This window comes from Pseudomonas reactans (assembly GCF_013385825.1).
Taxonomy (GTDB): domain Bacteria; phylum Pseudomonadota; class Gammaproteobacteria; order Pseudomonadales; family Pseudomonadaceae; genus Aquipseudomonas; species Aquipseudomonas reactans.
The window spans coordinates 72,177-94,728 of sequence record NZ_JACAPG010000011.1 but is presented as its reverse complement, the minus strand read 5'-3'; the positions used below and the strand labels follow the sequence as shown (position 1 = coordinate 94,728).

The window sequence follows — 22,552 nt, the reverse complement described above, 5'->3', positions numbered from 1 at the left end:
AGTGATTACAAGGCCTTTAGTACTATGTGCGGATTAGCTGGAGAATTACGTTTCGATGCCCAACCTGCCGACCTGGCTGCGATTGAGCGCATCACCCATCATCTGGCCCCCCGTGGCCCCGACGCCTGGGGCTTCCACGCCCAAGGGCCGATTGCCCTGGGCCATCGACGCCTGAAAATCATGGACCTATCGGACGGCTCGGCCCAACCGATGGTCGATGCGCACCTGGGCCTTTCATTGGCCTTCAACGGCGCGATCTATAACTTCCCGGAACTGCGTGAAGAGCTGGAAGCCATGGGCTACGCCTTTTATTCCGGCGGCGACACCGAAGTTCTGCTCAAGGGCTATCACGCCTGGGGCGAAGCACTGCTGCCCAAGCTCAACGGCATGTTTGCCTTTGCCATTTGGGAACGTGACGCCCAGCGCCTGTTTATCGCTCGTGACCGCCTGGGCGTGAAGCCGCTGTACCTATCGCGTACCGGCCAGCGCTTGCGCTTTGCTTCGGCACTGCCGGCGCTGCTTAAAGGCGGCGACATCAATCCGATCCTGGATCCAGTTGCGCTTAACCATTACCTGAACTTCCACGCCGTGGTGCCCGCACCGCGCACCTTGCTCGCCGGCATCGAAAAAATGCCGCCGGCCAGTTGGATGCGCATCGACGCCAGCGGCAAGACCGAGCAGAAAGTCTGGTGGACCCTGCCCTACGGCCCACACGACGACGAAAAAAACCTGACCCTGGAAGACTGGACCGACCGCGTGCTCGACAGCACCCGCGAAGCCGTGGCCATCCGCCAACGGGCGGCGGTGGATGTGGGCGTGCTGCTTTCCGGCGGCGTCGATTCGAGCATGCTCGTCGGCCTGCTGCGCGAAGTGGGCGTACAAGATCTGTCGACGTTTTCCATCGGCTTTGAAGATGCCGGCGGCGAGGCTGGCAACGAGTTCCAGTACTCGGACCTGATCGCCAAGCACTACGGCACCCGTCACCACCAACTGCGCATCGCCGAAAGCGAGATCATCGAGCAACTGCCGGCCGCCTTCCGTGCCATGAGCGAGCCGATGGTCAGCCATGACTGCATCGCCTTCTACCTGCTGTCGCGGGAAGTGGCCAAGCATTGCAAGGTGGTGCAGAGCGGCCAGGGCGCGGATGAACTGTTCGCCGGTTACCACTGGTACCCGCAGGTGGACGGCGCCAGCGATCCGTACGCGGCTTATCGCGATGCGTTTTTTGACCGCAGCTACGACGATTACGCGGCCACTGTCGCGCCGAAATGGCTGACCGCCAACGACGCCGCCGGCGATTTTGTGCGGGAACATTTCGCCATGCCCGGCGCCGACGCCGCCGTGGACAAGGCCCTGCGCCTGGACAGCACGGTGATGCTGGTGGACGACCCGGTCAAACGTGTCGACAACATGACCATGGCCTGGGGCCTGGAAGCGCGCACGCCGTTCTTGGATTACCGCTTGGTGGAACTCTCGGCCCGCGTACCCGGCAAATTCAAGCTGCCCGACGGCGGCAAGCAAGTCTTGAAAGAAGCCGCGCGTCGCGTGATCCCGAGCGAAGTCATCGACCGCAAGAAAGGTTATTTCCCGGTGCCGGGCCTCAAGCACTTGCAGGGCGATACCCTGAACTGGGTGCGCGAACTGCTGCTCGATCCGAGCCAGGATCGCGGGCTGTTCAACCCCACCATGCTCGACCGCTTGCTCACCGACCCGCAAGGCCAATTGACCCCGCTGCGCGGCTCCAAGCTATGGCAGTTGGCGGCGCTGAACCTGTGGCTCAGCGAACAAGGAATCTGATCGATGAAACCCCATGCAGCGGCTTACAGCCAACGCTTGCTCAAAGGCCAGGCGCCCACTTATGAGCGCCTGCAAGCCCGCCTGGCGGAAGATGGCAGCCCCTTGGCTGCCGAACCCATTGCCGTGCATTGCGGTTGGGGCCGGCTGTTGATCGGTCATACATTCCCAGACCCTGCCAGCCTCGCCCAGGAATTGCTCAACGAGCAGCCGGGCGAACGGGATATCGCCCTGTACGTGGCGGCGCCCCAGCAGATTCTGGGGATTGATCCGCAGCAGTTGTTCCTCGATCCGTCCGATACCTTGCGTTTATGGTTCAGCGACTATCGCCCGGCCACTCGGGTGTTTCGCGGTTTCCGCATTCGTCGCGTGCAAACCGAGGCGGACTGGCTGGCAGTGAATCAGCTCTACCAAGGGCGTGGCATGTTGCCGGTTGACGCCGAACGCCTCACCCCGCGCCATCAAGGTGGTCCGGTGTATTGGTTGGCGGAAGATGAAGACAGCGGCGCAGTGATTGGCAGCGTCATGGGCCTGAATCATCAAAAGGCCTTTCACGACCCGGAAAACGGTTGCAGCCTGTGGTGCCTGGCGGTCGACCCGCAATGCACGCGGCCCGGCGTGGGCGAGGTGTTGGTGCGCCATTTGGTGGAGCACTTCATGAGCCGTGGCCTGAGCTATCTGGACTTGTCGGTGTTGCACGATAACCGCCAGGCCAAGAACCTTTACGCCAAGTTGGGCTTTCGCGCGCTGACCACCTTTGCGATCAAGCGCAAGAACGGCATCAACCAGCCGCTGTTTCTGGGCCCGGGCCCGCAGGCGGGGTTCAATCCCTATGCGCGAATCATTGTCGAGGAAGCCCATCGGCGTGGCATCGACGTGCAAGTGGATGACGCCGATGCGGGCTTGTTCACCCTGAGCCATGGCGGGCGTCGCGTGCGTTGCCGTGAATCCTTGAGCGATTTGACCAGCGCCATCAGCATGACCCTCTGCCAGGACAAGAGCCTGACCCATAAAGTGCTGAAAGCCGCCGGTTTGAAACTGCCTTCACAGCAACTGGCGGGCAGCGCGGATGACAACCTGGAGTTTCTCGACGAACACCAGCGCATCGTGGTCAAGCCGCTGGACGGCGAGCAAGGCCAAGGCGTTGCGGTGGATCTGCAGAGCATCGAAGAGGTGCAGCAGGCGATTGAAGCCGCGCGGCAGTTCGACAGCCGTGTGTTGCTGGAGAGCTTTCACGAAGGGTTGGACCTGCGCATCCTGGTGATCGGTTTCGAGGTGGTCGCCGCCGCAATCCGTCGCCCTGCCGAAGTGACCGGCGATGGCCACCATTCCATCGGCGCGTTGATCGAAGCCCAGAGCCGTCGCCGCCAGGCCGCCACCGACGGTGAAAGCAAAATCCCCCTGGATGCCGAAACCGAACGCACTTTGAAAGCCGCCGGTTTCGACTACAGCAGCATCTTGCCCCGTGGCCAGACCCTGGCCGTGCGACGCACCGCCAACCTGCACACCGGCGGGTGCCTGGAAGATGTCACCGCGATCCTGCACCCCACGCTGGTGGACGCCGCCGTGCGTGCCGCCCGCGCCCTGGACATCCCCATGGTGGGCCTGGACCTGATGGTGCCCGCCGCCGATCAACCCGAGTACGTGTTTATCGAAGCCAATGAGCGGGCCGGCCTGGCCAATCATGAACCGCAGCCTACCGCGGAGAAATTTGTGGATTTGCTGTTTCCCCATAGCTGAACGATCCGAACCCCAGGAGTCTTTATGAGCCGAACCATCCCCGAACCGGATCTGAATTACCTGCAAAAAGTCCTGTTGGAAATGCTCGCCATTCCCAGCCCCACCGGGTTTACCGACACCATCGTGCGCTACGTGGCCGAGCGCCTGGAAGAACTGGGCATTCCCTTCGAAATGACCCGGCGCGGCACCATCCGCGCAACGTTGAAAGGCCAGAAAAACAGCCCCGACCGCGCCGTGTCCGCGCACCTGGACACCATCGGCGCCGCCGTGCGGGCGATCAAGGACAACGGTCGCCTGAGCCTGGCGCCGGTGGGCTGCTGGTCGAGCCGGTTTGCCGAGGGCAGCCGCGTCAGCCTGTTTACCGATAACGGCGTGATCCGTGGCAGCGTGTTGCCGCTGATGGCCTCCGGGCATGCCTTCAACACCGCCGTGGATGAAATGCCGGTGAGCTGGGACCACGTGGAACTGCGCCTCGACGCCTACTGCGCGACCCGCGCCGATTGCGATTCCCTGGGGATTGGCATCGGTGACTATGTGGCCTTTGACCCGTTGCCAGAATTCACCGAGAGCGGCCACATCAGCGCCCGCCACCTGGATGACAAGGCCGGTGTCGCCGCCCTGCTCGCCGCGCTCAAGGCGATCGTCGACAGTGGCGAGCCCCTGCTGATCGATTGCCATCCGCTGTTCACCATCACCGAGGAAACCGGCAGCGGCGCGGCTGCCGCCCTGCCCTGGGACGTCAGTGAGTTTGTCGGCATCGATATCGCCCCGGTCGCCCCCGGCCAGCACTCCAGCGAGCACGCGGTGAGCGTGGCGATGCAGGATTCCGGCGGGCCGTATGACTATCACCTGTCGCGGCATCTGCTGCGCCTGGCGTCGGAGAATGAACTGCCCGTGCGCCGCGACCTGTTCCGCTATTACTTCAGTGACGCACACTCGGCGGTCACCGCCGGCCACGATATCCGCACCGCCTTGCTGGCCTTCGGGTGCGATGCGACCCATGGTTACGAGCGCACCCACATCGATAGCCTCGCGGCGCTGAGTCGTTTGTTGGGCGCTTACATCCTCAGCCCACCGGTGTTCGCCAGTGATGCGCAACCGGCCCAGGGCTCCCTGGATCGGTTCAGTCATCAGATCGAGCATGAGACACAAATGGAGAGCGACACACGCGTGCCGTCGGTGGACAGTCTGGTGGGCAACAAGTCCTAGAGGCTGGCAACTCTGATCCCGGCGCAGTAGCATCGCCGGGATCCATCACCCGAGGCCTGTATGCTGATTCCCTACGACGCACTTGAAGTCGACACTCTCACCCGCCTCATCGAAGACTTCGTCACCCGTGACGGCACCGATAATGGTGACGACACGCCCCTGGAAACCCGCGTGCTGCGCGTGCGCCAGGCATTGACCAAGGGCCAGGCACTGATTGTGTTCGACCCGGAGAGCGAGCAGTGCCAGTTGATGCTCAAGCACGACGTGCCCAAGCATCTGTTCGACTGACCGGGTTTCAGGGGTTGGGCACAGGCACCGGATGGGTTCTGGCGTCTTGGCGTTCGAGGATTTTCTGGTACACCTCCGCTCGATGAACCTGCACCCCGGCCGGCGCGCCAACGCCGAATTTCACCTGGTTACCGTTCAACTCAAGGATGTGCACGGCGATGTCATCGCCGATGGAAATGACTTCGCCTACAGCGCGGCTCAATACCAGCATGGCGGTTGTCCTTTTAACAATGAAAGGACCTCGACCATGCGCGCACGAGGTGGGCCGCAGCAATGGCTCGCGGCGAAAACAGGCACTACCTACAACGACAGGTAAATTGCCTGACAGACCACTACCTGATCAGCCCTTTGCCGCCTGCGCTTTGGCGCGCATTTTGTCGGCCATGGTGGTCATCTCGTCATAGAGCAACTGCGGGTTCTTCTGCTTCAATGCCCACGCCATCCGCCCTTGTTCATGGGGTAGGATCATGAACTCGCCCTCAGCCACGCGCTGGTAGATGTAATCGGCAATCTGCGCCGCCGAGATTGGCGAACTCTCAAGCAACTTGCCTACCTGGGCCTTCATCGCCGGGGTTGGCCCACGAAACGAATCGAGCAGGTTGGTCTGGAAGAACGACGGGCACACCACGTGCACGCCGACTTCCTGCTGCTTGAGCTCCACCAGCAGGCTCTCCGACAGCGCGACCACGCCGGCCTTGGCCACGTTGTAGTTGCTCATCGCCGGGCCCTGCATCAACGCGGCCATGGACGCGATGTTGATAATGCGGCCCTTGCTCTTTTCCAGCAGCGGCAGGAACGCCTTGCAGCCCTTGACCACGCCCATCAGGTTGATCGCGATTTGCCAGTCCCAGTCTTCCAGGGACAGTTCGGCAAAGAACCCACCGGAGGCCACGCCGGCATTGTTGACGATCACATCGATGCCACCCAGTTTCACTTCGCACGCCTGGGCGAACGCGGTGAGCTGACTGTAGTCGCGCACGTCGCAACGCTGGATAAACCCGTCGCCACCCGCCTCGCGTACGAGCTTGAGCGTTTCCTGCAAGCCAGGTTCGCTGACGTCCGACAAGGCCAACTGCCATCCTTCACGGGCCCAGCGCAAAGCGATTTCGCGGCCCAGGCCCGACCCGGCGCCAGTGATCATCATGCGATTTTGCATAGAAAGTAGCCTTGTGGTTCACGGAAGAAGTGACCGGCAGTGTAGCGAAGGTTTTTCCTACACCCATCCACCATCAGATTGATGAATGCCCCTGGCAAACCGGGGGCCGGGTCGGAGGTTCGCGTATAGCCTAAGTTCAATATTTTTCAACTAACAACGCGCATTTGCGAACGCATTAAAAGAAATAAGCAAGTTCGCGAAATGCTTTAAAAAAATACTGAATTTTCCGCAGCGGGCAACAGTCGGAGTTGTTAAGGCGTTCGTGAATCAACTAGCGGGCCTATCGTTAATAACCGGTCTTTGCAGAAGGCCAATAAGGAAAAAAACCATGAGCCTCATTCTGATCATTATCCTGATCCTCCTGCTGGTCGGTGGTCTGCCAGTATTCCCTCACTCGCGTAACTGGGGTTATGGCCCGTCGGGTATTCTCGGTGTTGTCCTGGTAGTACTGCTGGTGCTGTTATTGCTCGGCCGGATATAAAAGCCAACCCCTGTAGGAGCGAGCTTGCTCGCGAAGATCGTTAACGGTGACACGGCGTTTCTGAATAAACGCGTTGCCCTTGCGTTTTTCGCGGGCAAGCCCGCTCCTACAGAAAACCAAGCAAAAAAAAGAGGCCTTTAAAGGCCTCTTTTTTATTGCCGGTTAATTAGTCCGGCTTACCGTCAACTACGCCGGCAGTGTTATCCAACAGGCTCTTGGTCGCCGTCTGCAGGAACGACTCCAGTTTCTGTCTTAGTGCACCTTCGTCCGGCGATTCGGCAATCACCTTACCGGTCGGGTTGGCGCCCAGCTCATATTCCCACAGCTTCGGCGGCATTTCCTTCGGCAGTACCAGGATGCGATCGCCGGTGACCAGCGCCACAGTCTGATCGCTGCCCGACGGCTTGATCACACCAAAGCCCTTGTCGCCTTCCGGCAGGTTCAGCAGGTCGCGGCCCCAGCACTGGTGCAGGGTCTCGCCACCGAGGCGGCCCATGATGGTCGGCACGATGTCGATCTGCGTACCGACGGTGTGGTCACGCTCGCCGAACTTCTCCTGCATGCCCGGTGCGATCATCAGCATCGGCACGTTGAAGCGGCCCAGGTCCATTTCAGTAATTTGTTGCTCGTTACCGAAACCGTGGTCACCCACGATCACAAACAGGGTTTCCTTGAAGTATGGCTCCTTGCGGGCCTTTTCAAAGAACTGGCCCAGGGCCCAGTCGGAGTAGCGCATCGCCGTCAAATGCTCGTCGAGGCTGCCACGACCCGTGACCTTCTCCACCGGCAATGGCGTCGGCAAGGCATACGGCGTGTGATTGGACAGCGTTTGCAGCAGGGCATAGAACGGCTTGCCGCCTTCACGGGCTTTCAACTCTTCCAGGCCACGGTTGAACATGTCCTGGTCGGACACGCCCCACGTCGGGTCGGAGAACACCGGGTCGACGAAGTCGTTACGACCGATGAAGTTGGTCATGCCCTGGTTGCTGAAGAAGCCCGACTGGTTGTCCCAGGCGAAATCGCCGTTGTACACATACACATCGTCAAACTTGCGTGCGCTGAGCAACTGCGGCAGGCCCGACAGCTTGTGGCTGCCTTCCGGGGTCTGCATCAGGTATTCGAACGCCGGCAGGTTCGGGAAGCACGCCATGGTGGCAAACATACCCTGGTGGGTGTGGGTGCCGTTGGAGAAGAAGCGGTCGAACAGCAGGCCTTCCTTGGACAGTTTGTCGAAGTACGGCGTGATATTGCCCGGACGGCCCAGGGCGCCTACCGAGTGACCGGCGAAGCTTTCCATCAGGATCACGACGACGTTCTTGATCGGCAGGGTTTTCTCGGCCGGCGGGGTGAACTCACGGCGCACGGCGGCGGTGTCGGTATCCACCAGTTTTTCGGTCGGCAGCACCAGCATGTCACGAACGGTCTGGGTCGCCAGCGGCTGCTCCAGTGTGGCTTTCCAGGTGTTGTCACGGTGCTCGGAGAAACGTGCCTTGGCCGCGCCGATCAACGACAGCGTGCCATTGAGGCCCAGCTGGTTGGCGAAGTTCGAGTCGGTGGTGTACACGTCACCCCAACGCAGCGGCGGGCCCTGGCGCAGGGTGCCACGGATGGCGACCACGGCGATCAGCAGGCAGACCACAAACACCGCAATGCGGGTGTACCACGGCGCCACTTGGCGGGTGCCGATACTGCCACCGCTGAACGGCCCGCGTGGGCGCGTTGCGCGGTCGGCGCCTTTGAAGGCCATGCTCAGGATCAGCGTACCTACGGCCCAGGCCAGCAGGTAGCGCACCACCGGGAAACCGTACCAGAGCATGCTCATCACGGTTTTCGGGTCTTCCTTCACATACTGGAAGACCAGGCCGTTGAGGCGCTGGTGGAATTCACGGTAGAAGTCCATTTCCATCAGGCCCAGGAACAGGGCAATGCTGGACGCAACGGTCAGCCACAGACGGAAGAACCCACGCGCGGCCATGGCGCGGACGCTGAACAGCGCCAGCAGCAGCGGGATCAGCGCGTACATCACGAAGCGGATGTCGAAGCGCGTGCCATTGGCGAACGCTTCCAGGAAGGTCGAGGCCGGCGTGTCGAGGATCATTTCGCGGTTGTACACCAGCAGCGCCAGGCGCAGCAGGGAGAACATCACCATCATGACCAGTGCGCAAAGCAGCGTGTACGCCAGATGGGATTTGACGGTCGGTTGCAGCAAGCGATTTGAAGCTCGCTGCTGATTCAGGGCGTCCGGGTTTGCCATGTCGTTTTAGGACCCATTGGAAGTTTAAGTGACAAAGTAGTGCGGTGGCGCGAATGGTGCCCGATCAATGGCAGCAAGGCTATTAATTACTGAACGCACACCGCAGCCCCGCCTTTAGTGGCGCTTGGAGTAGAGCCCTGGCAGGGAAATAAAGCCGGCGAATTGTCTTGGATGGGATGTGAAAATTCTGTGCAGCGAATATTTCGATACACAAAATGAATTGAAGTGATAAGCCGTGGCCTGGCAACTGTCGAGGCAAGGCTCGAGGTTGCCAGGCCAGGCGTAAGATCAGATCCGCACGTTGCCCCGCGGCCCGGCAATTGCCCAGATGATCAGCCCCAGCACCGGCAGCAGCAGGATCAACAGGATCCACAGCACCTTGGCGCCCGTGCTCGCGCCGCTTTTGAACACGTTGATGATCGCCCAGATATCCAACGCCAGGATGATCAGCCCGATCAAGCCATTAAAAGTGGAACCCATGGTGTTGCTCCTAAAGTGAGGGCATGCACTTGTAGGATAGCCAGCCCTGGTGGGGGTTCCGTTTTATTTCAGACGTGAACGGCGATCTTCAGCGCTTCCAGGGACGGCTCGCCCTTGATGCCCACTTCGGCGCACAGCGCCAGCACGCGTGGCAGATCGTTACCGTACACCAGCACGGCCTGGATCTCGTCATCCAGCAGTTGGCTGAAATTGAGCAGCACATAGCCACCGTCTTCGGGGCTCAGGGCACTCATCTGGATCTGGATGCGGTTCAGCGCCGTGAGGTCCTCAGTCTTCGCAAGCTGTTTGGGCTTGAGGTTGAACGCCACGCCCGGACCGAACGAGGCGACGATCTGCGCGAACAGGTCGCCGTAGGTGTCGGCCTGGAACAACACGGTCTCCGGCAGGCTGCCGACGACGACCCACTCCCCTAACGGAATCGGGAAGCTGTCGTCGTAGTTGATATCGGGGTTGGCCGCCAGAAACGCCACAGGGTCCGCGTAGGCCTGGGCCGCCTCATCGGCAATGCGTGCCACTTCGTCCTCGCTCATGACACCGGCGCTGATTTTGCTGATGAGTTCGACGAGGGCGGTTTTCATGGGTGTTGTCCTGTGGCGGGCGGTTTTCGAGGGCGGGTAGCCTACACCAGTTTCTGCAACTTCGCCGCCGTATCCACTGCGCCCATGGTGTGTGCTGCCGCCAACGCGGTTGCGCCTTGGGCATCAATCGCCTTGGGGTTGGCGCCCTGGCCAAGCAGGTAGTCGAGCATTTCCACGCGGTTGAACATCGCCGCCATCATCAATGCCGTACGGCCATCGGAGGACGACGCATCCACTGGCGCGCCGCCTTCGATCAGTGCCTTGACCACCTCCAGGTTGCCCTTGAAGGCTGCGCCGGCCATTGGCAACTGGTTCTTGTCATTGGCAATCAGCGGATCAGCCTTGAACTCCAGTAGCACTTTTACCGCGTCGGCATGACCGTGATAGGCCGCGAGCATCAGCAAGGTATCACCATTGTGATTACGGAAGTTTGCCGGCAAGCCCTTGGCCAATAGCGCGGCAAGCATGGCGGCGTCGCCTTTGCGGGCGACGTCGAACACCTGCTCGGCAAATTCTGCAGCTTCGTCATCGGTCATCTGTTTGGCTTGGTCTGACATGTGGGGCTCCTTGTCTGGTCCTCTATATGGCGCCCAGTGTCGCGACGGAGTTCCCGCCTGTCATGGCTTTTTTGTCAAAAGGCGCCATAGCCAGAATCAATAACGCTGCTTTTAATAACGGAACTGGCCACCTTGGATCTGCGCCAACAACTGCTCCGTCACCGGCACATAGCAGTCCGAACCTGGCAACCAGGCGTAGACCGGATCATTGCCCGCTTTTTCAGGGTCGAACGCCTCCTCCTTGAGCTTTACCTTCTGGTATTTGAACGTACCGGTGGTTTCCATCTTGACCTTGATACGCAGGAACAACGGCACCGCGTAGTGCGGCAACTGGCCGTGGGCGAATTGCAGCAACTCACGCATATCCAACGAGGCCAGGGATTCGCTCGGGGTGATGGCAACCATGCCGGCGCGGCCGTTGGTGTTTTCGATTTCCACACCGTAGGCCACCACTTCAGCGATCTGCGGGTGCTGCAGCAGCACGTTCTCGACTTCGGTCGTCGAGACGTTTTCGCCCTTCCAGCGATAGGTGTCGCCCAAGCGGTCGACAAATTGCGCATGACCGAAGCCGATGCTGCGCACCAGATCGCCGGTATTGAAGTAGCGGTCGCCTTTCTCGAACACGTCGGTGAGGATCACCTTGCGGTTCTTTTCCGGGTCGGTGTAGCCGTCATAGGGCGACTTTTCATCGATCCTGGCCAGTAGCAGGCCTTGTCCACCCGTCTTCACTTTATTCATGAAGCCATCGCTGCCACGAATCGGCTCACCGCTGTCGTGGGCGTAGTCCACCAGCGCCCAGTGCTGAAGGCAAAAGCCGACGGTGTTATCGAAATTCAGAATGTTGGTGAACCCGATATTGCCGTCACTGGCGGCATACAACTCGCAGACATGCTCAACACCGTACCGCGCCTTGAACTGCGCCCACACGCCAGGACGCAGGCCATTGCCAACCATCTTGGTCACACCGTGATCACGGTCGTTGAGGTTGGCCGGTTGATCGAGCAAGTAACGGCACAATTCACCGACATAACCCAGGGTGGTCGCCTTGAACCGGCGGGCGTCATCCCAGAACTGGCTAGCGCTGAACTTGCGCCGGATGGCGAACCCTGAGGCCCCGACAATCGCCGAGCCCCAGCACACGCAGAGGCCGGTGGCGTGGTACAGCGGCAAGGTGCAATAAAGGACATCGTCCGGGCCCATGTCCAGGGCGATGCTGCCGAAGCTGACGGCGGTCTTGGTCCAGCGGCCATGCTTCATGATGCCGGCCTTGGGCAGGCCCGTGGTGCCGGAGGTGTAGATATAGAAGCAGGGATCGTTGAAGAAGATCTGCGCGGTGCTGGCCGGGTTATCCACCGGGGCGTCGGCGCTGGCGGCCATCAGATCGGAGTACCCATCCGGCAGCGTGCTGGCCTGTTGGTCAGCGACAAACCAGGTGCGCTCGACGGGAATTTCCACTTGATTGCGTACGGCCTCGTATGAAGCCACCAATTCCGCGCCCACCACGATCGCCGCCGGGCTCACCAGGTTCAGGCTGTGCACCAGCGCCGCTTGGGTCTGCGCCGTATTGAGCATGGCGCAGATGCCGCCCAACTTGGCCACAGCCAGCACATTCAGCAGCAACTCGGGACGGTTTTCGATAAACATCGCCACCACATCGCCCTTGCGAACGCCCTGGGCTTGCAAGTGGTGGGCGATACGGTTGGCGGACTGGTTGGCTTGCGTGTAGGTGAGCACGCGGTCGGCGTACAACAAGGCGGTGCCCTGTGGATTGCGCAGGGTGGCTTGCTCGAAGTGCCAGCCCAGGCCGCAGGGCTGCTGAGGGTCGGTGACGTTGGCGGCACGCATGCCGCGCACCACCCGTGGCAGCGCCCGAACAATGGCGGGCACCTTACGCAGCATCATGCCCCAGGTGATCATGTCGTTTTGCGAATGGCTCATGGGAACGTCCTTTTTCTTATTCTTCGTAAACCTTGCAGGAAAGTACGTCAGCCTCTCTTCGGCTGTACACGCAGGATTTGAAAAGTTTTGTATCCCGATGAACGCACGCTGAAAAAAGGAATTCAGCGACGCGGATGCAGTCTTTAGGAATAAGGGCGGGCCCGTTCGGCGCCGTCGAGCCACGCAAAATGCAGGATGCATGATGGCCATTCATGCAAATTGCACGAAACTGAAAATTTGTAATTTTTATATCTTATTGATTTATAACGATATTTTATAAAACCAATAGCTGGCACAATCACTGCACCTATCTCTCCATGCTTGCCAACTTGAGCCAACGGAGCTGATAGACATGAGCCTGATCCAAGATAAATTCGCTTCAGTATTCTCCAACTACGACGTCACCACCCAGCCACGTCCTGACGGTGGCATCCTGTTGACCCTGCGCAACAGCGAAGGCAAGCAGGTCAAGCGCTCGATCTCCTACCAGCAGCTGCACACGGCCGACCAATTGACTTGGGTGATCAGCGCCATTCGCCGCGACCTGGCCGAACAAGCCAGCGACCTGCCACAGATTTCGATGCTGCAAAGCCAGAACCGCTTTGCCCTGCCGACCTACCACTCGGCCTAAGCAGCAGATAAAGCAAAGGGCCGCGACACCCTAGGGTGTCGCGGCCCTTTTTTCATGTATTCAGCAAAGCCCCTTGCGCGCCGCTTCGTTCATAGCCTGGACACGGTTATTGACCTCCAACTTGCCGTAGATATTGCGCAAATGGAATTTCACCGTGGCTTCAGACGTGGCGCGTATCTGGCTGATCTCCCATACCGTCTTGCCTCCCGAGGCCCAGCGCAGTATTTCCAGTTCCGTGGGCGTCAGGCTCTTGCCCGCCAGATTAATGCGCCGCCTGACAGCGTTGGGCACCGAATATGGTGCCTGCAACGATTCCCGTGGGCCTCTCATTGGTTACTCTCCTTTTTATTGGCTGACGCCCTATCACCCTTCGGATTCCTCCTATTGACGGATGATATAAACGTTATTGCCGAAGAGAGTTACATAAGACGTGGGATTAAGGCGCGCGCCCCACAATAAACAGCAAGACCCTACAGGAGCTTAAGTTTCTTCCCACAACAACTTCCAACATGCGGGATTGAAGTTTTTGGTAGCTAGCGATTAATCATCCAAACCGGGAAAACGCCGGGCAATGTTGTCACCGGTGAATTCAGGAATCCACCCTTTCGCGGTATTGAATAAACGCAACGCCACGAAGTACGGGTTATCACCCATGTCAACCCAGTGCGCCATACCGGCTGGGACCACCAGCAAGTCGTTTTTCTCGCAGCGTACGGCGTATACGTAATCGCCAATGTGCAGCGCGAACAGGCCCTGGCCGGCGAGGAAAAAACGCGCATCGTCTTCGCTGTAGCGGCGCTCATCAAGAAACTGCCCACGTAACTCGGCGTTCTGCGCAGGGTCTGCGGCATTCCTCAGCACCTCGGCGGCGCTGTAGCCGAGCTTATCGATCTGCGCCTGGCAGGCGGCGATCAGCTCGGCATCGCTGGCGCCCCTCTCGACCGAACCAGGCTGCCAGCGCTCAAAACGCACGCCCTGCTCGGCCAAGGTGGCGGCGATGTCCTCGAAATGGGTCAGGACCTTGTTCGGCGTATCCGGTGTAGCGACGGAGTAGACAGCGACATAACTCATTGAAGGGTTCCTTGGTTCTGCTCTTGCAATCGAAAACCGATGATAACGGCGGCCGCCAGGGCGGCGATGCTGGCGATGCTGAAGGTCAGGGTCGGCCCCAACAGGTTCCAACTGTAGCCTGAATACAGGGCGCCCAATGCGCCGCCGGTGCCGGCCAGCGCTGCATACAGCGCCTGGCCCTGGCCTTGTTGCCTGTCACCGAAACTGCGCTGCACAAAGGCTATCGCCGCCGCATGAAAGCTGCCGAAGGTAGCGGCGTGCATCACCTGCGCCAGCAACAGCACCCAGAAAAACTCGGCAAACGAGCCCAGCAGCAACCAGCGCAGCGCCGCCAGCAGGAAACTCGCCAGTAGCACCCGACGTACAGAAAAGCGCGAGAGGATGCGGCTCATCGCGAGGAACATCAGCACTTCCGCCACCACGCCCAACGCCCACAACATCCCGATCACACCACGGCTGTAGCCCAAGTGTTCGAGGTGCAAGGTGAGAAAGGTGTAGTACGGGCCATGGCTCATCTGCATCAGCGCCACGCAGGCATAAAACGCCAGGACGCCGGGGCTGCGCAATTGCTTGAGAAAACCGTCACCCGCCAGGCGATTGCCGTGGCTGGCAGGTTGCGCATTCGGCACCCACAGGCTGGCACCGATGATGCCGGCCATGATCACCACGACCACTACCGGGTAGATGTCCAGGCTCAGCCAGTCGAACAGGCGGCCCATGATCACCACGGTGAGAATGAAGCCGATGGAGCCCCACAGGCGGATCTGGCTGTAGCGCGAGGTCTGTTTTTGCAGGTGCGCCAGGGTGATCACTTCAAACTGCGGCAGCACCGCGTGCCAGAAGAACGCATGCAGCGCCATGACCAGTGCCAGCCAGGCGTAGGTATGGCTGATGAAGATCAGCGAAAAACTCGCCAGGGTGCACACCGCGCCAAAGCGCACGATGGCCAGGCGCTGGCCGGTGTAGTCGCCCAGCCAGCCCCACAGGTTGGGCGCCACGCAGCGCATCAGCATAGGGATGGCCACCAGCTCGCCGATCCGCGCGCTGGAGAACCCCAGGTGGTCGAAGTACAGCGCCAGGAAGGGCGCCGTCGCCCCCAGGAGGGCGAAGTAGAACAGGTAGAAGCTGGAGAGGCGCCAGTACGGGAGGGCTGTCACAGCCGAACCGTCACAGCTGGCCCAGCACCGGCGTACTCACGCGAACATCGGCATTCTGCCCGCGGTTGCGCAGCAGGTGATCCATCAACACGATGGCCATCATTGCTTCGGCGATCGGTGTGGCACGGATGCCGACGCAAGGATCGTGGCGCCCCTTGGTGATCACGTCCACCGGGTTGCCATGTACGTCGATCGAACGGCCCGGTGTGGTGATGCTCGACGTCGCCTTGAGCGCCAGGTGCGCCACAATCGGCTGACCGGAAGAAATGCCACCGAGGATGCCGCCCGCGTTGTTGCTGAGAAAACCTTCCGGGGTCAGCTCGTCGCGGTGCTCGGTGCCGCGCTGGGACACACACGCAAAACCGGCGCCGATTTCCACGCCTTTCACCGCGTTGATGCTCATCAGCGCATGGGCCAGTTCAGCGTCGAGACGGTCGAAGATCGGTTCACCCAGGCCAGGCTTCACGCCCTCAGCGACCACGGTGATCTTGGCGCCGACGGAGTCCTGGTCGCGGCGCAACTGGTCCATGTAGGCTTCCAGTTCCGGCACCTTGTCCGGGTCGGGGCTGAAGAAGGCGTTGTCTTCCACGCTGTCCCAGGTCTTGAACGGGATTTCAATCGGGCCCAACTGGCTCATGTAGCCACGGATCACAATGCCCTGGGTCGCCAGGTATTTCTTGGCGATGGCACCGGCCGCCACGCGCATCGCGGTTTCGCGCGCCGAGCTGCGGCCGCCACCACGGTAGTCGCGCTCGCCGTATTTGTGGTGATAGGTGTAGTCGGCGTGGGCCGGGCGGAACAGGTCCTTGATCGCCGAGTAGTCCTTGGACTTCTGGTCAGTGTTGCGGATCAACAGGCCGATGGCGCAACCGGTGGTGCGGCCTTCGAACACGCCGGAGAGGATCTCGACTTCGTCGGGCTCCTGGCGCTGGGTCGTGTGGCGGCTGGTGCCGGGCTTGCGGCGGTCGAGGTCGCGCTGCAGGTCTTCCAGGGACAGCTCGAGGCCTGGCGGGCAGCCGTCGACGATGGCGACCAACGCTGGGCCATGGCTTTCGCCCGCGGTGGTGACAGTGAACAGCTTGCCGAAGGTATTGCCGGACATGCAGGGCGCTCCGTGAAATCAGTTGAATCAAGTCAACCGTAATAACTTAAGGCGGCCAGTATACGCAGGCTAACCGAGTAGTTCATCCTCGAAACCTTAGCGGTAGACCTTGGTCCAACCGGCACCTCTCTCATAATGGCGCGATGATGCTGCGAGTTCTGCTTTTGACCCTCACCCTGTTTTCCAGCCTGGGCTTCGCCGCCTCCCCTGTGGTGCTGCAACGGCCTATCAGCCTCGACACCGGTAGCGGCGAGCTGTTTGGTTCGCTCTTGCTACCCAAATCCGACAAGCCAGTACCGGTGGTGCTGATCATCGCCGGTTCCGGCCCTACCGACCGCAACGGCAACAGTGCCGACGGCGCGCGCAACGACAGCCTCAAACGCCTGGCCTGGGTGCTGGCGCGGCATAACATCGCCAGCGTGCGCTACGACAAGCGCGGCGTCGCGGCCAGCCTGGCGGCCACCCCCGACGAACGCAACCTGACCCTGGACGCCTACGTCGCCGACGCCGTGGCCTGGGGCAAATTGCTCAAGGCCGACAAACGCATGGGCCCGCTGATTGTGCTGGGCCACAGCGAAGGAGCGTTGGTAGCGGCCCTCGCCGCGCCGCAATTGGACCCGGCGGGCGTGGTCTCGCTGTCCGGCAGCGCGCGCCCGGTGGATCAAGTCATCCGCCAACAACTGGCCGATCACCTGCCCCCTGCCCTGCTGCTGCGCAGCAACCAAATCCTCGATCATCTCAAGGCCGGCCAAGTGGATGCGGATGTGCCCGGGCCACTGGAAGGCATTTTCCGACCCAGTGTGCAGCCGTATCTGATCAGCCTGTTCCGGGCCGATCCTTCGGCAGCCTTTGCCAAATTGAACATGCCGGCACTGATCATCCAGGGCACCAACGATATCCAGGTCGGCGTCGGCGATGCCCAGCAACTGAAAAAGGCCAAGCCCGACGCGCAGCTTGTGCTGATCGAGGGCATGAACCACGTGATGCGCATCGTGCCCAACGATGTGAAACAGCAATTGGCCTCCTACAACGACCCGCAACTGCCCCTTGCCGCCGAGCTGGGCAACCGTCTGGTGCGCTTTATCGACGGACTTCAACCCCGTTAAGCGACAATTTGCCTCCAGTCCTGGGGAAAGCGGCCGATAAGCCCAGAGTCGACAGTAAAAAGACTGTCGACTCGCTGGGCTTGGACAGGATCGCGCCGCATGACAACCACTGAAGCAACACCGGAATCCACCGCCGACACCCCGGCTGACAAAACCGAGGCCGTCGACGCGGCGCCCCTACCGTGGGCGGATGTCCAGGCCGAGCATTTCAAAATGCTGCGCCTGGCGCCCCTGGCCACCGACCGCGCCACTGGCGTGCGGCCTTTGCGCTTCGTGCAGTTCGGCTATGCCGAGCGTAATGACAAACACCACAGCCTGTTGCGCATGGTCATTCAGTTGCCCGGCCAGCGCGTGCGCCGTGAACAGAATCACCTGGATATCTGGGTTGATCACGACACGCACCGCGTGCACTTCGGCCCCGGCAACAGCCTGGAAATCGAACCGGCCAACCGTGGCATCGGGCGCTTCCTGGTGGCCCAAGGCGCTGCCTGGGCGAAAAAGAAATGGTCGCACTACCGCGTCGATGGCGTTGACCTGGCCAACAAAGATGCGCTGAACGAAGCCACCCGCCTGCGCCGCGATCACTTCCTGCGCATCCAGGGTTTTGATGTGGCTTACGCCGATGTGCAGCACCTTAAGGGTAACGTGCAGCCGGGCAAGGTCAGTGATGTGCTGGACAGTTGGAACACTGAAAAAGTGCAGTTCGTGGAGATTCTGGAAGCGGCGCAAATGCTGCAACAGGCCGAACAGAACCTGGCGGAGCAGGAAGTGAAGCTGCGCAAGGAAGAGGAAAAGGTCACCAAGTTCAAGCGTGAGGACAGCGGCTTGCGCTTTACCATCACGTGCCTGGTGGCGTTTACGGTGTTTCAGGCGGGGTTGTTGATCTGGATTGCTACACACCGCTAATCCAAATGCATGATTGATTCTCCTGTAGGAGCCGGCTTACCGGCGATGGTGTCTGCAAGATCGCCATCGCCGGCAAGCCGGGCTCCTACAGGGTGTGCGTCACACTCGGGCGGCGAACACCGCCTGATGCTGGCGGCACTGCTCAGCCGTCAACATGAACACCCCGTGACCACCGCGCTGGAAGTCCAGCCACGCGAAGTCCACTTCCGGGTACAACGCCTCCACGTGCACCTGACTGTTACCCACTTCAACAATCAGCAACCCCTTCTCGGTCAGGTGGTCCGCCGCTTCGGCCAGCATGCGCCGCACCAGGTTCAAACCGTCGTCGCCACACGCCAGGCCCAGTTCCGGCTCGTGCTGGTATTCGTCGGGCATGTCGGCGAAGTCTTCGGCATCCACATACGGCGGGTTGGACACGATCAGGTCAAAGCGCTGGCCCGGCAGGCCATCGAATCCGTCACCCTGCACGGTGTAGACACGCTCATCGACGCCATGGCGTTCGATGTTCTGGTTGGCCACTTCCAAGGCCTCGAAGGACAAGTCCCCCAGCACCACTTCGGCGTCCTGGAACTCATAAGCGCAGGCGATACCAATGCAACCGGAACCGGTGCACAGGTCGAGGATGCGTGCCGGTGGCTGCGCCAACCAGGGTTCGAAGCGGTTTTCGATCAGTTCGCCGATCGGTGAACGCGGAATCAGCACGCGTTCATCGACGATAAACGACATACCACAGAACCAGGCCTCGCCGATCAGGTAAGGTGTCGGCACCCGTTCGTGGATGCGGCGATGCAACAAACGTTGCAGGTGGGCGACTTCCTCTTCTTCCAGGTTGCAGTCGAGGTAGCTGTCGGCAATTTCCCACGGCAAGTGCAAGGCACCGAGCACCAGTTGCCGGGCATCATCCCAGGCATTATCGGTGCCATGGCCAAAAAACAGGTCTTCCCCATGGAAACGGCTGACAGCCCAACGGATATGGTCGCGCAAGGTGCGCAGGCGGGAAGTGGTCACGGGGGCAAGCTCCTGGAAAAAACGACTGGCGATTCTAACAGCCTTCACCTGTACCGACGATGTACGAAAACCCTTCGCCACCCGTCGGATTTCATCCAAATTGCCATCATTGTGTTAAACAGGCCCACCTCTTGACATGGCTGCACGTCAACAACGGCGTACCTTACGATGGTAGCGATTCACAGAACCGCTCAGCCAGTGGACAATGTCGCAAAAGCCCCCCTCACAGGAGCCCCAGAATGTCCGTTCCAAAGACGATGTTTCAACTCAGCGGTCGTGGTTACGCAGCAGCGAACCTCAGCCATGCGACCCTCGTGATCATCGACGCCCAGAAGGAATACCTCAACGGCCCGCTCGCCCTCTCGGGCATGGACGCGGCCGTCGGCAACATCAAGCAACTTGTGTCAGCCGCCCGCAACGCCGGGCGCCCGATCGTGCATGTGCGTCACCTGGGCACCGTGGGCGGCCTGTTCGACCCACAGGGCGAACGCGGCGAATTCATTCCAGGGCTTGAGCCGGAAGGCGACGAAACCATCATCGGCAAGCTGCTGCCCAGCGCCTTTCATGGCACCGGCCTGGAAAAACACTTGCAGGACCTCGGCTCCCTGGACCTGATCGTCTGCGGCTTCATGAGCCACTCCAGCGTCAGCACCACCGTGCGCGCCGCCAAGAACCTGGGCTTTCGCTGCACCCTCGTGGAAGACGCCTGCGCCACCCGCGACCTGCCTTACAAAGGTGGCATCCTCAGCGCCGAGCACGTGCAACAAACCGAAATGGCCATCATGGCCGACAACTTCGCCACCCTGGCGTTGACCAAAGATCTGATCTGATCGACCTTCTGATGAGCGGCGCGGCCTGTTTACGGCCCCGCTCATCTGCAAAGCCCTCTCATTTGGCGCATTTACCCCTCCCCCCGGAACAACCTGTGTATTGTCCGGTCGAAGGGCCGATACCCTGGAGGAAAGGTCGGAATGAAGATATCCGATGGTTTTGACGCTCGTCGCTTGCGCCCCAAGGGCCCGAGCAACTGGCGTCTGCGCCTGGTAGCCGGCATTGCCGCGTTGCTGGCGATAGTTGGTTTGCTGTTGGCCGGCGCTGGTGGCGCCGGTTTGTTTGGTCACTCGCCAGCCCTTGGTGAATTGAATGCCAGCCCTGGCGGCTCGGCGATTTTGTTGGTGATCGGGCTGCTGGTGCTGTGGTTGGGCGTATGGTTATGGCGGCGCAGCCGTCGGAAGATGCGTCAACCGTTGTCGCTGAACATCGCTTCACACCTGATGAAAAAGCACGACTGATGGCGCTTGAATAGCGTTTCCTGCGCCCTGGCCGCCGCGATTTAGGTAAACTGCCCGCCCTTCGCGGAGGCCAACATGCAAGACGACGATTTTTCCCTGTTCAAAAACGAGCTGCGCGGCGTCAAGCCGATCAAGCACGACCGCGCCGACACCGGCAAACCCAAGGCCGACCGCGCGCAGATCGCCAAGCTGCGCCAGGCCGCGACCGTGCGCACTGACGCCACCACCGTGGACGGCCTGTCGGACCAGTTCGTGATCGACGTCGGCCCGGAAGACGAGCTGATGTGGGCCCGCGACGGCGTGCAGGAAAGCCAGATGCGCAAGCTCCAGGCTGGCCAGATCCCGTTCGAAGGCAGCCTTGACCTGCATGGCATGAATGTCGAAAAAGCCCGGGAAACCCTATGGGCCTTCCTGGCTGAAGCCACCAAGTTCGAAATCCGCTGCGTACGCGTCACCCACGGCAAGGCCGTGCGGCTGGACGGCAAGCGCCCCATGATCAAAAGCCACGTCAACACCTGGCTGCGCCAGCATGCCCAGGTGCTCGGCTTTACCTCATGCCAGGCCCGCCATGGCGGCGCGGGGGCGGTGTATGTGATGCTCAAGCGCACCATGATGGAAGGGCGCGACGAGTAACAAGTGCCATCGTCAGGCTTGCAGCGATGTGCCCGCCACCGTAACCTTGCGCTTTGCGAAAATCCCACAGGTAGTTTCATGTCCCTGGAACAGAATTACACCGCGATCCTCGGCCAACTCGGCGAGGACGTTTCCCGCGAGGGCCTGCTCGACACGCCAAAGCGTGCCGCCAAAGCGATGCAGTACCTCTGCCGCGGCTATGAGCAGACTCTGGAAGAAGTCACCAACGGTGCCTTGTTCAGCTCCGACAACAGCGAAATGGTGCTGGTCAAGGACATCGAGTTGTACTCGCTGTGCGAACACCACCTGCTGCCGTTCATCGGCAAGGCCCACGTGGCCTATATCCCGAGCGGCAAAGTGCTGGGCCTGTCCAAGGTTGCGCGGATTGTCGACATGTACGCACGCCGCCTGCAGATCCAGGAAAACCTCAGCCGCCAGATCGCTGATGCCGTGTTGCAAGTGACCGGCGCCCTGGGCGTTGCCGTGGTGATCGAGGCCAAGCACATGTGCATGATGATGCGCGGTGTGGAGAAGCAGAATTCGTCGATGATCACCTCGGTGATGCTGGGTGAGTTCCGCGAAAACGCGGCCACCCGCAGCGAATTCCTCAGCCTGATCAAGTAACAGGCTGCGCACAAAAAAACCGGCGTTCATCGCCGGTTTTTTTTCGCCTGCAAAATTGAGGTAAGCTGCGGCCCCTTCTTCATGGGCAAGAGGTTTCAGCCATGTTCGTCAAAGCACTTCGAGTGGGCCTCGGCCACGTCATCATCGCGGGCGACTTTCTTACCCGCCCACGCAAAAAGCAGCGTTCCGCCGAGCAACAGGCACAGGTGAATGCAGCGGCCAAGGAGCTGACGCTGTATCAGTTCCACGCTTGCCCATTCTGCGTGAAGACGCGCCGTACCCTGCACCGCCTGAACGTACCGGTGGCGTTGAAAGATGCGAAGAACAACGAACAGGACCGTCAGACCCTGCTGGAGCAAGGCGGCAAGATCAAGGTGCCGTGCCTGCGTATCGAAGAGAATGGCCAGACCACCTGGATGTATGACTCCAAGGTGATCATTGATTACCTCGATAAGCGTTTCGCAGCAGTCTGACAGCCCCCCCACCTGTAGGAGCCCGGCTTGCCGGCGATGGCGTCCGAAAAGAT

At 60.6% G+C, this 22,552-nt stretch carries 25 protein-coding genes; 13 read left to right on the top strand and 12 right to left on the bottom strand.

Annotation, left to right across the window (positions count from 1 at the left end; all coding sequences use genetic code 11):
• The first annotated feature begins 24 nt into the window (after positions 1–24).
• The 4 genes from HX868_RS11900 to HX868_RS11885 are packed head-to-tail and all read left to right on the top strand — an operon-like array spanning position 25 to position 5,031.
• Positions 25–1,797, top strand: a complete 1,773-nt coding sequence (locus tag HX868_RS11900) for an N-acetylglutaminylglutamine amidotransferase (protein ID WP_177002988.1) — start codon at positions 25–27, stop codon at positions 1,795–1,797.
• A 3-nt stretch (positions 1,798–1,800) separates the two neighbouring features.
• Positions 1,801–3,534 (top strand): N-acetylglutaminylglutamine synthetase, encoded by a 1,734-nt coding sequence (gene ngg, locus HX868_RS11895; RefSeq protein ID WP_028617245.1) that lies wholly within the window; start codon positions 1,801–1,803, stop codon positions 3,532–3,534.
• Between the two features lie 24 nt (positions 3,535–3,558).
• Positions 3,559–4,743, top strand: coding sequence for an osmoprotectant NAGGN system M42 family peptidase (locus HX868_RS11890; protein WP_016976388.1), 1,185 nt, complete (start codon positions 3,559–3,561; stop codon positions 4,741–4,743).
• A gap of 60 nt (positions 4,744–4,803) precedes the next feature.
• On the top strand, positions 4,804–5,031 hold the full coding sequence (locus HX868_RS11885) for a YheU family protein (protein WP_003192759.1): 228 nt from the start codon (positions 4,804–4,806) through the stop codon (positions 5,029–5,031).
• Positions 5,032–5,038: 7 nt separating this feature from the next.
• On the opposite strand, the gene csrA is transcribed toward HX868_RS11885, so the two are convergent.
• Both csrA and HX868_RS11875 read right to left on the bottom strand, forming a co-directional pair.
• A complete protein-coding gene (gene csrA, locus HX868_RS11880) occupies positions 5,039–5,242 on the bottom strand; it encodes a carbon storage regulator CsrA (RefSeq protein ID WP_095017055.1) in 204 nt (67 codons plus the stop codon).
• A gap of 129 nt (positions 5,243–5,371) precedes the next feature.
• The gene (locus tag HX868_RS11875; protein WP_028617248.1) at positions 5,372–6,187 is read right to left on the bottom strand and encodes an SDR family oxidoreductase; all 816 of its coding nucleotides are present in this window, start codon (positions 6,185–6,187) and stop codon (positions 5,372–5,374) included.
• Positions 6,188–6,515: 328 nt separating this feature from the next.
• Between HX868_RS11875 and HX868_RS11870 the strand changes: the two genes are divergently transcribed.
• A complete protein-coding gene (locus tag HX868_RS11870) occupies positions 6,516–6,668 on the top strand; it encodes a DUF3309 family protein (RefSeq protein ID WP_015885095.1) in 153 nt (50 codons plus the stop codon).
• A gap of 166 nt (positions 6,669–6,834) precedes the next feature.
• Here HX868_RS11870 and HX868_RS11865 read toward each other — a convergent pair whose 3' ends face one another.
• The 5 genes from HX868_RS11865 to HX868_RS11845 all read right to left on the bottom strand — a co-directional run bounded on the left by HX868_RS11865 (position 6,835) and on the right by HX868_RS11845 (position 12,496).
• Positions 6,835–8,922 carry an LTA synthase family protein gene (locus HX868_RS11865; RefSeq protein ID WP_016976384.1) on the bottom strand — a complete coding sequence of 696 codons (2,088 nt, stop codon included), beginning with the start codon at positions 8,920–8,922 and terminating at the stop codon, positions 6,835–6,837.
• A gap of 288 nt (positions 8,923–9,210) precedes the next feature.
• Positions 9,211–9,402, bottom strand: coding sequence for a PLDc N-terminal domain-containing protein (locus HX868_RS11860; protein ID WP_003172956.1), 192 nt, complete (start codon positions 9,400–9,402; stop codon positions 9,211–9,213).
• A gap of 68 nt (positions 9,403–9,470) precedes the next feature.
• Positions 9,471–10,001, bottom strand: coding sequence for a hypothetical protein (locus HX868_RS11855; RefSeq protein WP_177002987.1), 531 nt, complete (start codon positions 9,999–10,001; stop codon positions 9,471–9,473).
• Between the two features lie 41 nt (positions 10,002–10,042).
• Positions 10,043–10,558 carry an ankyrin repeat domain-containing protein gene (locus HX868_RS11850; protein ID WP_177002986.1) on the bottom strand — a complete coding sequence of 172 codons (516 nt, stop codon included), beginning with the start codon at positions 10,556–10,558 and terminating at the stop codon, positions 10,043–10,045.
• Positions 10,559–10,669: 111 nt separating this feature from the next.
• Positions 10,670–12,496: a long-chain-acyl-CoA synthetase gene (locus HX868_RS11845; protein ID WP_177002985.1), complete on the bottom strand. Its 1,827-nt coding sequence runs from the start codon at positions 12,494–12,496 to the stop codon at positions 10,670–10,672.
• A 352-nt stretch (positions 12,497–12,848) separates the two neighbouring features.
• On the opposite strand from HX868_RS11845, the gene HX868_RS11840 reads away from it, so the two are divergent.
• Entirely contained in the window at positions 12,849–13,127 is a 279-nt protein-coding gene (locus HX868_RS11840) for a DUF3509 domain-containing protein (protein ID WP_010208870.1), read from the top strand.
• Positions 13,128–13,187: 60 nt separating this feature from the next.
• Here HX868_RS11840 and HX868_RS11835 read toward each other — a convergent pair whose 3' ends face one another.
• The 4 genes from HX868_RS11835 to aroC all read right to left on the bottom strand — a co-directional run bounded on the left by HX868_RS11835 (position 13,188) and on the right by aroC (position 16,457).
• Positions 13,188–13,457 carry a response regulator transcription factor gene (locus HX868_RS11835; protein ID WP_177002984.1) on the bottom strand — a complete coding sequence of 90 codons (270 nt, stop codon included), beginning with the start codon at positions 13,455–13,457 and terminating at the stop codon, positions 13,188–13,190.
• Between the two features lie 210 nt (positions 13,458–13,667).
• Complete coding sequence (locus HX868_RS11830) at positions 13,668–14,198, bottom strand: 1,2-dihydroxy-3-keto-5-methylthiopentene dioxygenase (RefSeq protein ID WP_177002983.1); 531 nt, start codon at positions 14,196–14,198, stop codon at positions 13,668–13,670.
• Positions 14,195–15,355: an MFS transporter gene (locus HX868_RS11825; protein ID WP_177002982.1), complete on the bottom strand. Its 1,161-nt coding sequence runs from the start codon at positions 15,353–15,355 to the stop codon at positions 14,195–14,197. The genes HX868_RS11830 and HX868_RS11825 overlap by 4 nt, the downstream gene beginning before the upstream one ends.
• Before the next feature lie 10 nt (positions 15,356–15,365).
• Complete coding sequence (gene aroC, locus HX868_RS11820) at positions 15,366–16,457, bottom strand: chorismate synthase (RefSeq protein WP_016976377.1); 1,092 nt, start codon at positions 16,455–16,457, stop codon at positions 15,366–15,368.
• A 143-nt stretch (positions 16,458–16,600) separates the two neighbouring features.
• On the opposite strand from aroC, the gene HX868_RS11815 reads away from it, so the two are divergent.
• A complete protein-coding gene (locus HX868_RS11815) occupies positions 16,601–17,563 on the top strand; it encodes an alpha/beta hydrolase (protein WP_016976376.1) in 963 nt (320 codons plus the stop codon).
• Between the two features lie 99 nt (positions 17,564–17,662).
• Complete coding sequence (locus HX868_RS11810) at positions 17,663–18,469, top strand: hypothetical protein (RefSeq protein WP_038847446.1); 807 nt, start codon at positions 17,663–17,665, stop codon at positions 18,467–18,469.
• 99 nt (positions 18,470–18,568) lie between these two features.
• On the opposite strand, the gene prmB is transcribed toward HX868_RS11810, so the two are convergent.
• Positions 18,569–19,477, bottom strand: coding sequence for a 50S ribosomal protein L3 N(5)-glutamine methyltransferase (gene prmB / locus HX868_RS11805; RefSeq protein WP_016976374.1), 909 nt, complete (start codon positions 19,475–19,477; stop codon positions 18,569–18,571).
• A gap of 239 nt (positions 19,478–19,716) precedes the next feature.
• Between prmB and HX868_RS11800 the strand changes: the two genes are divergently transcribed.
• The 5 genes from HX868_RS11800 (at position 19,717) to HX868_RS11780 (ending at position 22,499) form a co-directional block, all read left to right on the top strand.
• Positions 19,717–20,307 (top strand): cysteine hydrolase family protein, encoded by a 591-nt coding sequence (locus HX868_RS11800; RefSeq protein WP_016976373.1) that lies wholly within the window; start codon positions 19,717–19,719, stop codon positions 20,305–20,307.
• Positions 20,308–20,448: 141 nt separating this feature from the next.
• On the top strand, positions 20,449–20,769 hold the full coding sequence (locus tag HX868_RS11795; RefSeq protein WP_028617257.1) for a hypothetical protein: 321 nt from the start codon (positions 20,449–20,451) through the stop codon (positions 20,767–20,769).
• 75 nt (positions 20,770–20,844) lie between these two features.
• Positions 20,845–21,402 (top strand): Smr/MutS family protein, encoded by a 558-nt coding sequence (locus tag HX868_RS11790; RefSeq protein ID WP_177002981.1) that lies wholly within the window; start codon positions 20,845–20,847, stop codon positions 21,400–21,402.
• A gap of 78 nt (positions 21,403–21,480) precedes the next feature.
• Positions 21,481–22,026 carry a GTP cyclohydrolase I FolE gene (gene folE, locus HX868_RS11785; protein ID WP_003236739.1) on the top strand — a complete coding sequence of 182 codons (546 nt, stop codon included), beginning with the start codon at positions 21,481–21,483 and terminating at the stop codon, positions 22,024–22,026.
• A gap of 101 nt (positions 22,027–22,127) precedes the next feature.
• Complete coding sequence (locus tag HX868_RS11780) at positions 22,128–22,499, top strand: glutathione S-transferase N-terminal domain-containing protein (protein WP_095017066.1); 372 nt, start codon at positions 22,128–22,130, stop codon at positions 22,497–22,499.
• Positions 22,500–22,552 lie beyond the last annotated feature (53 nt).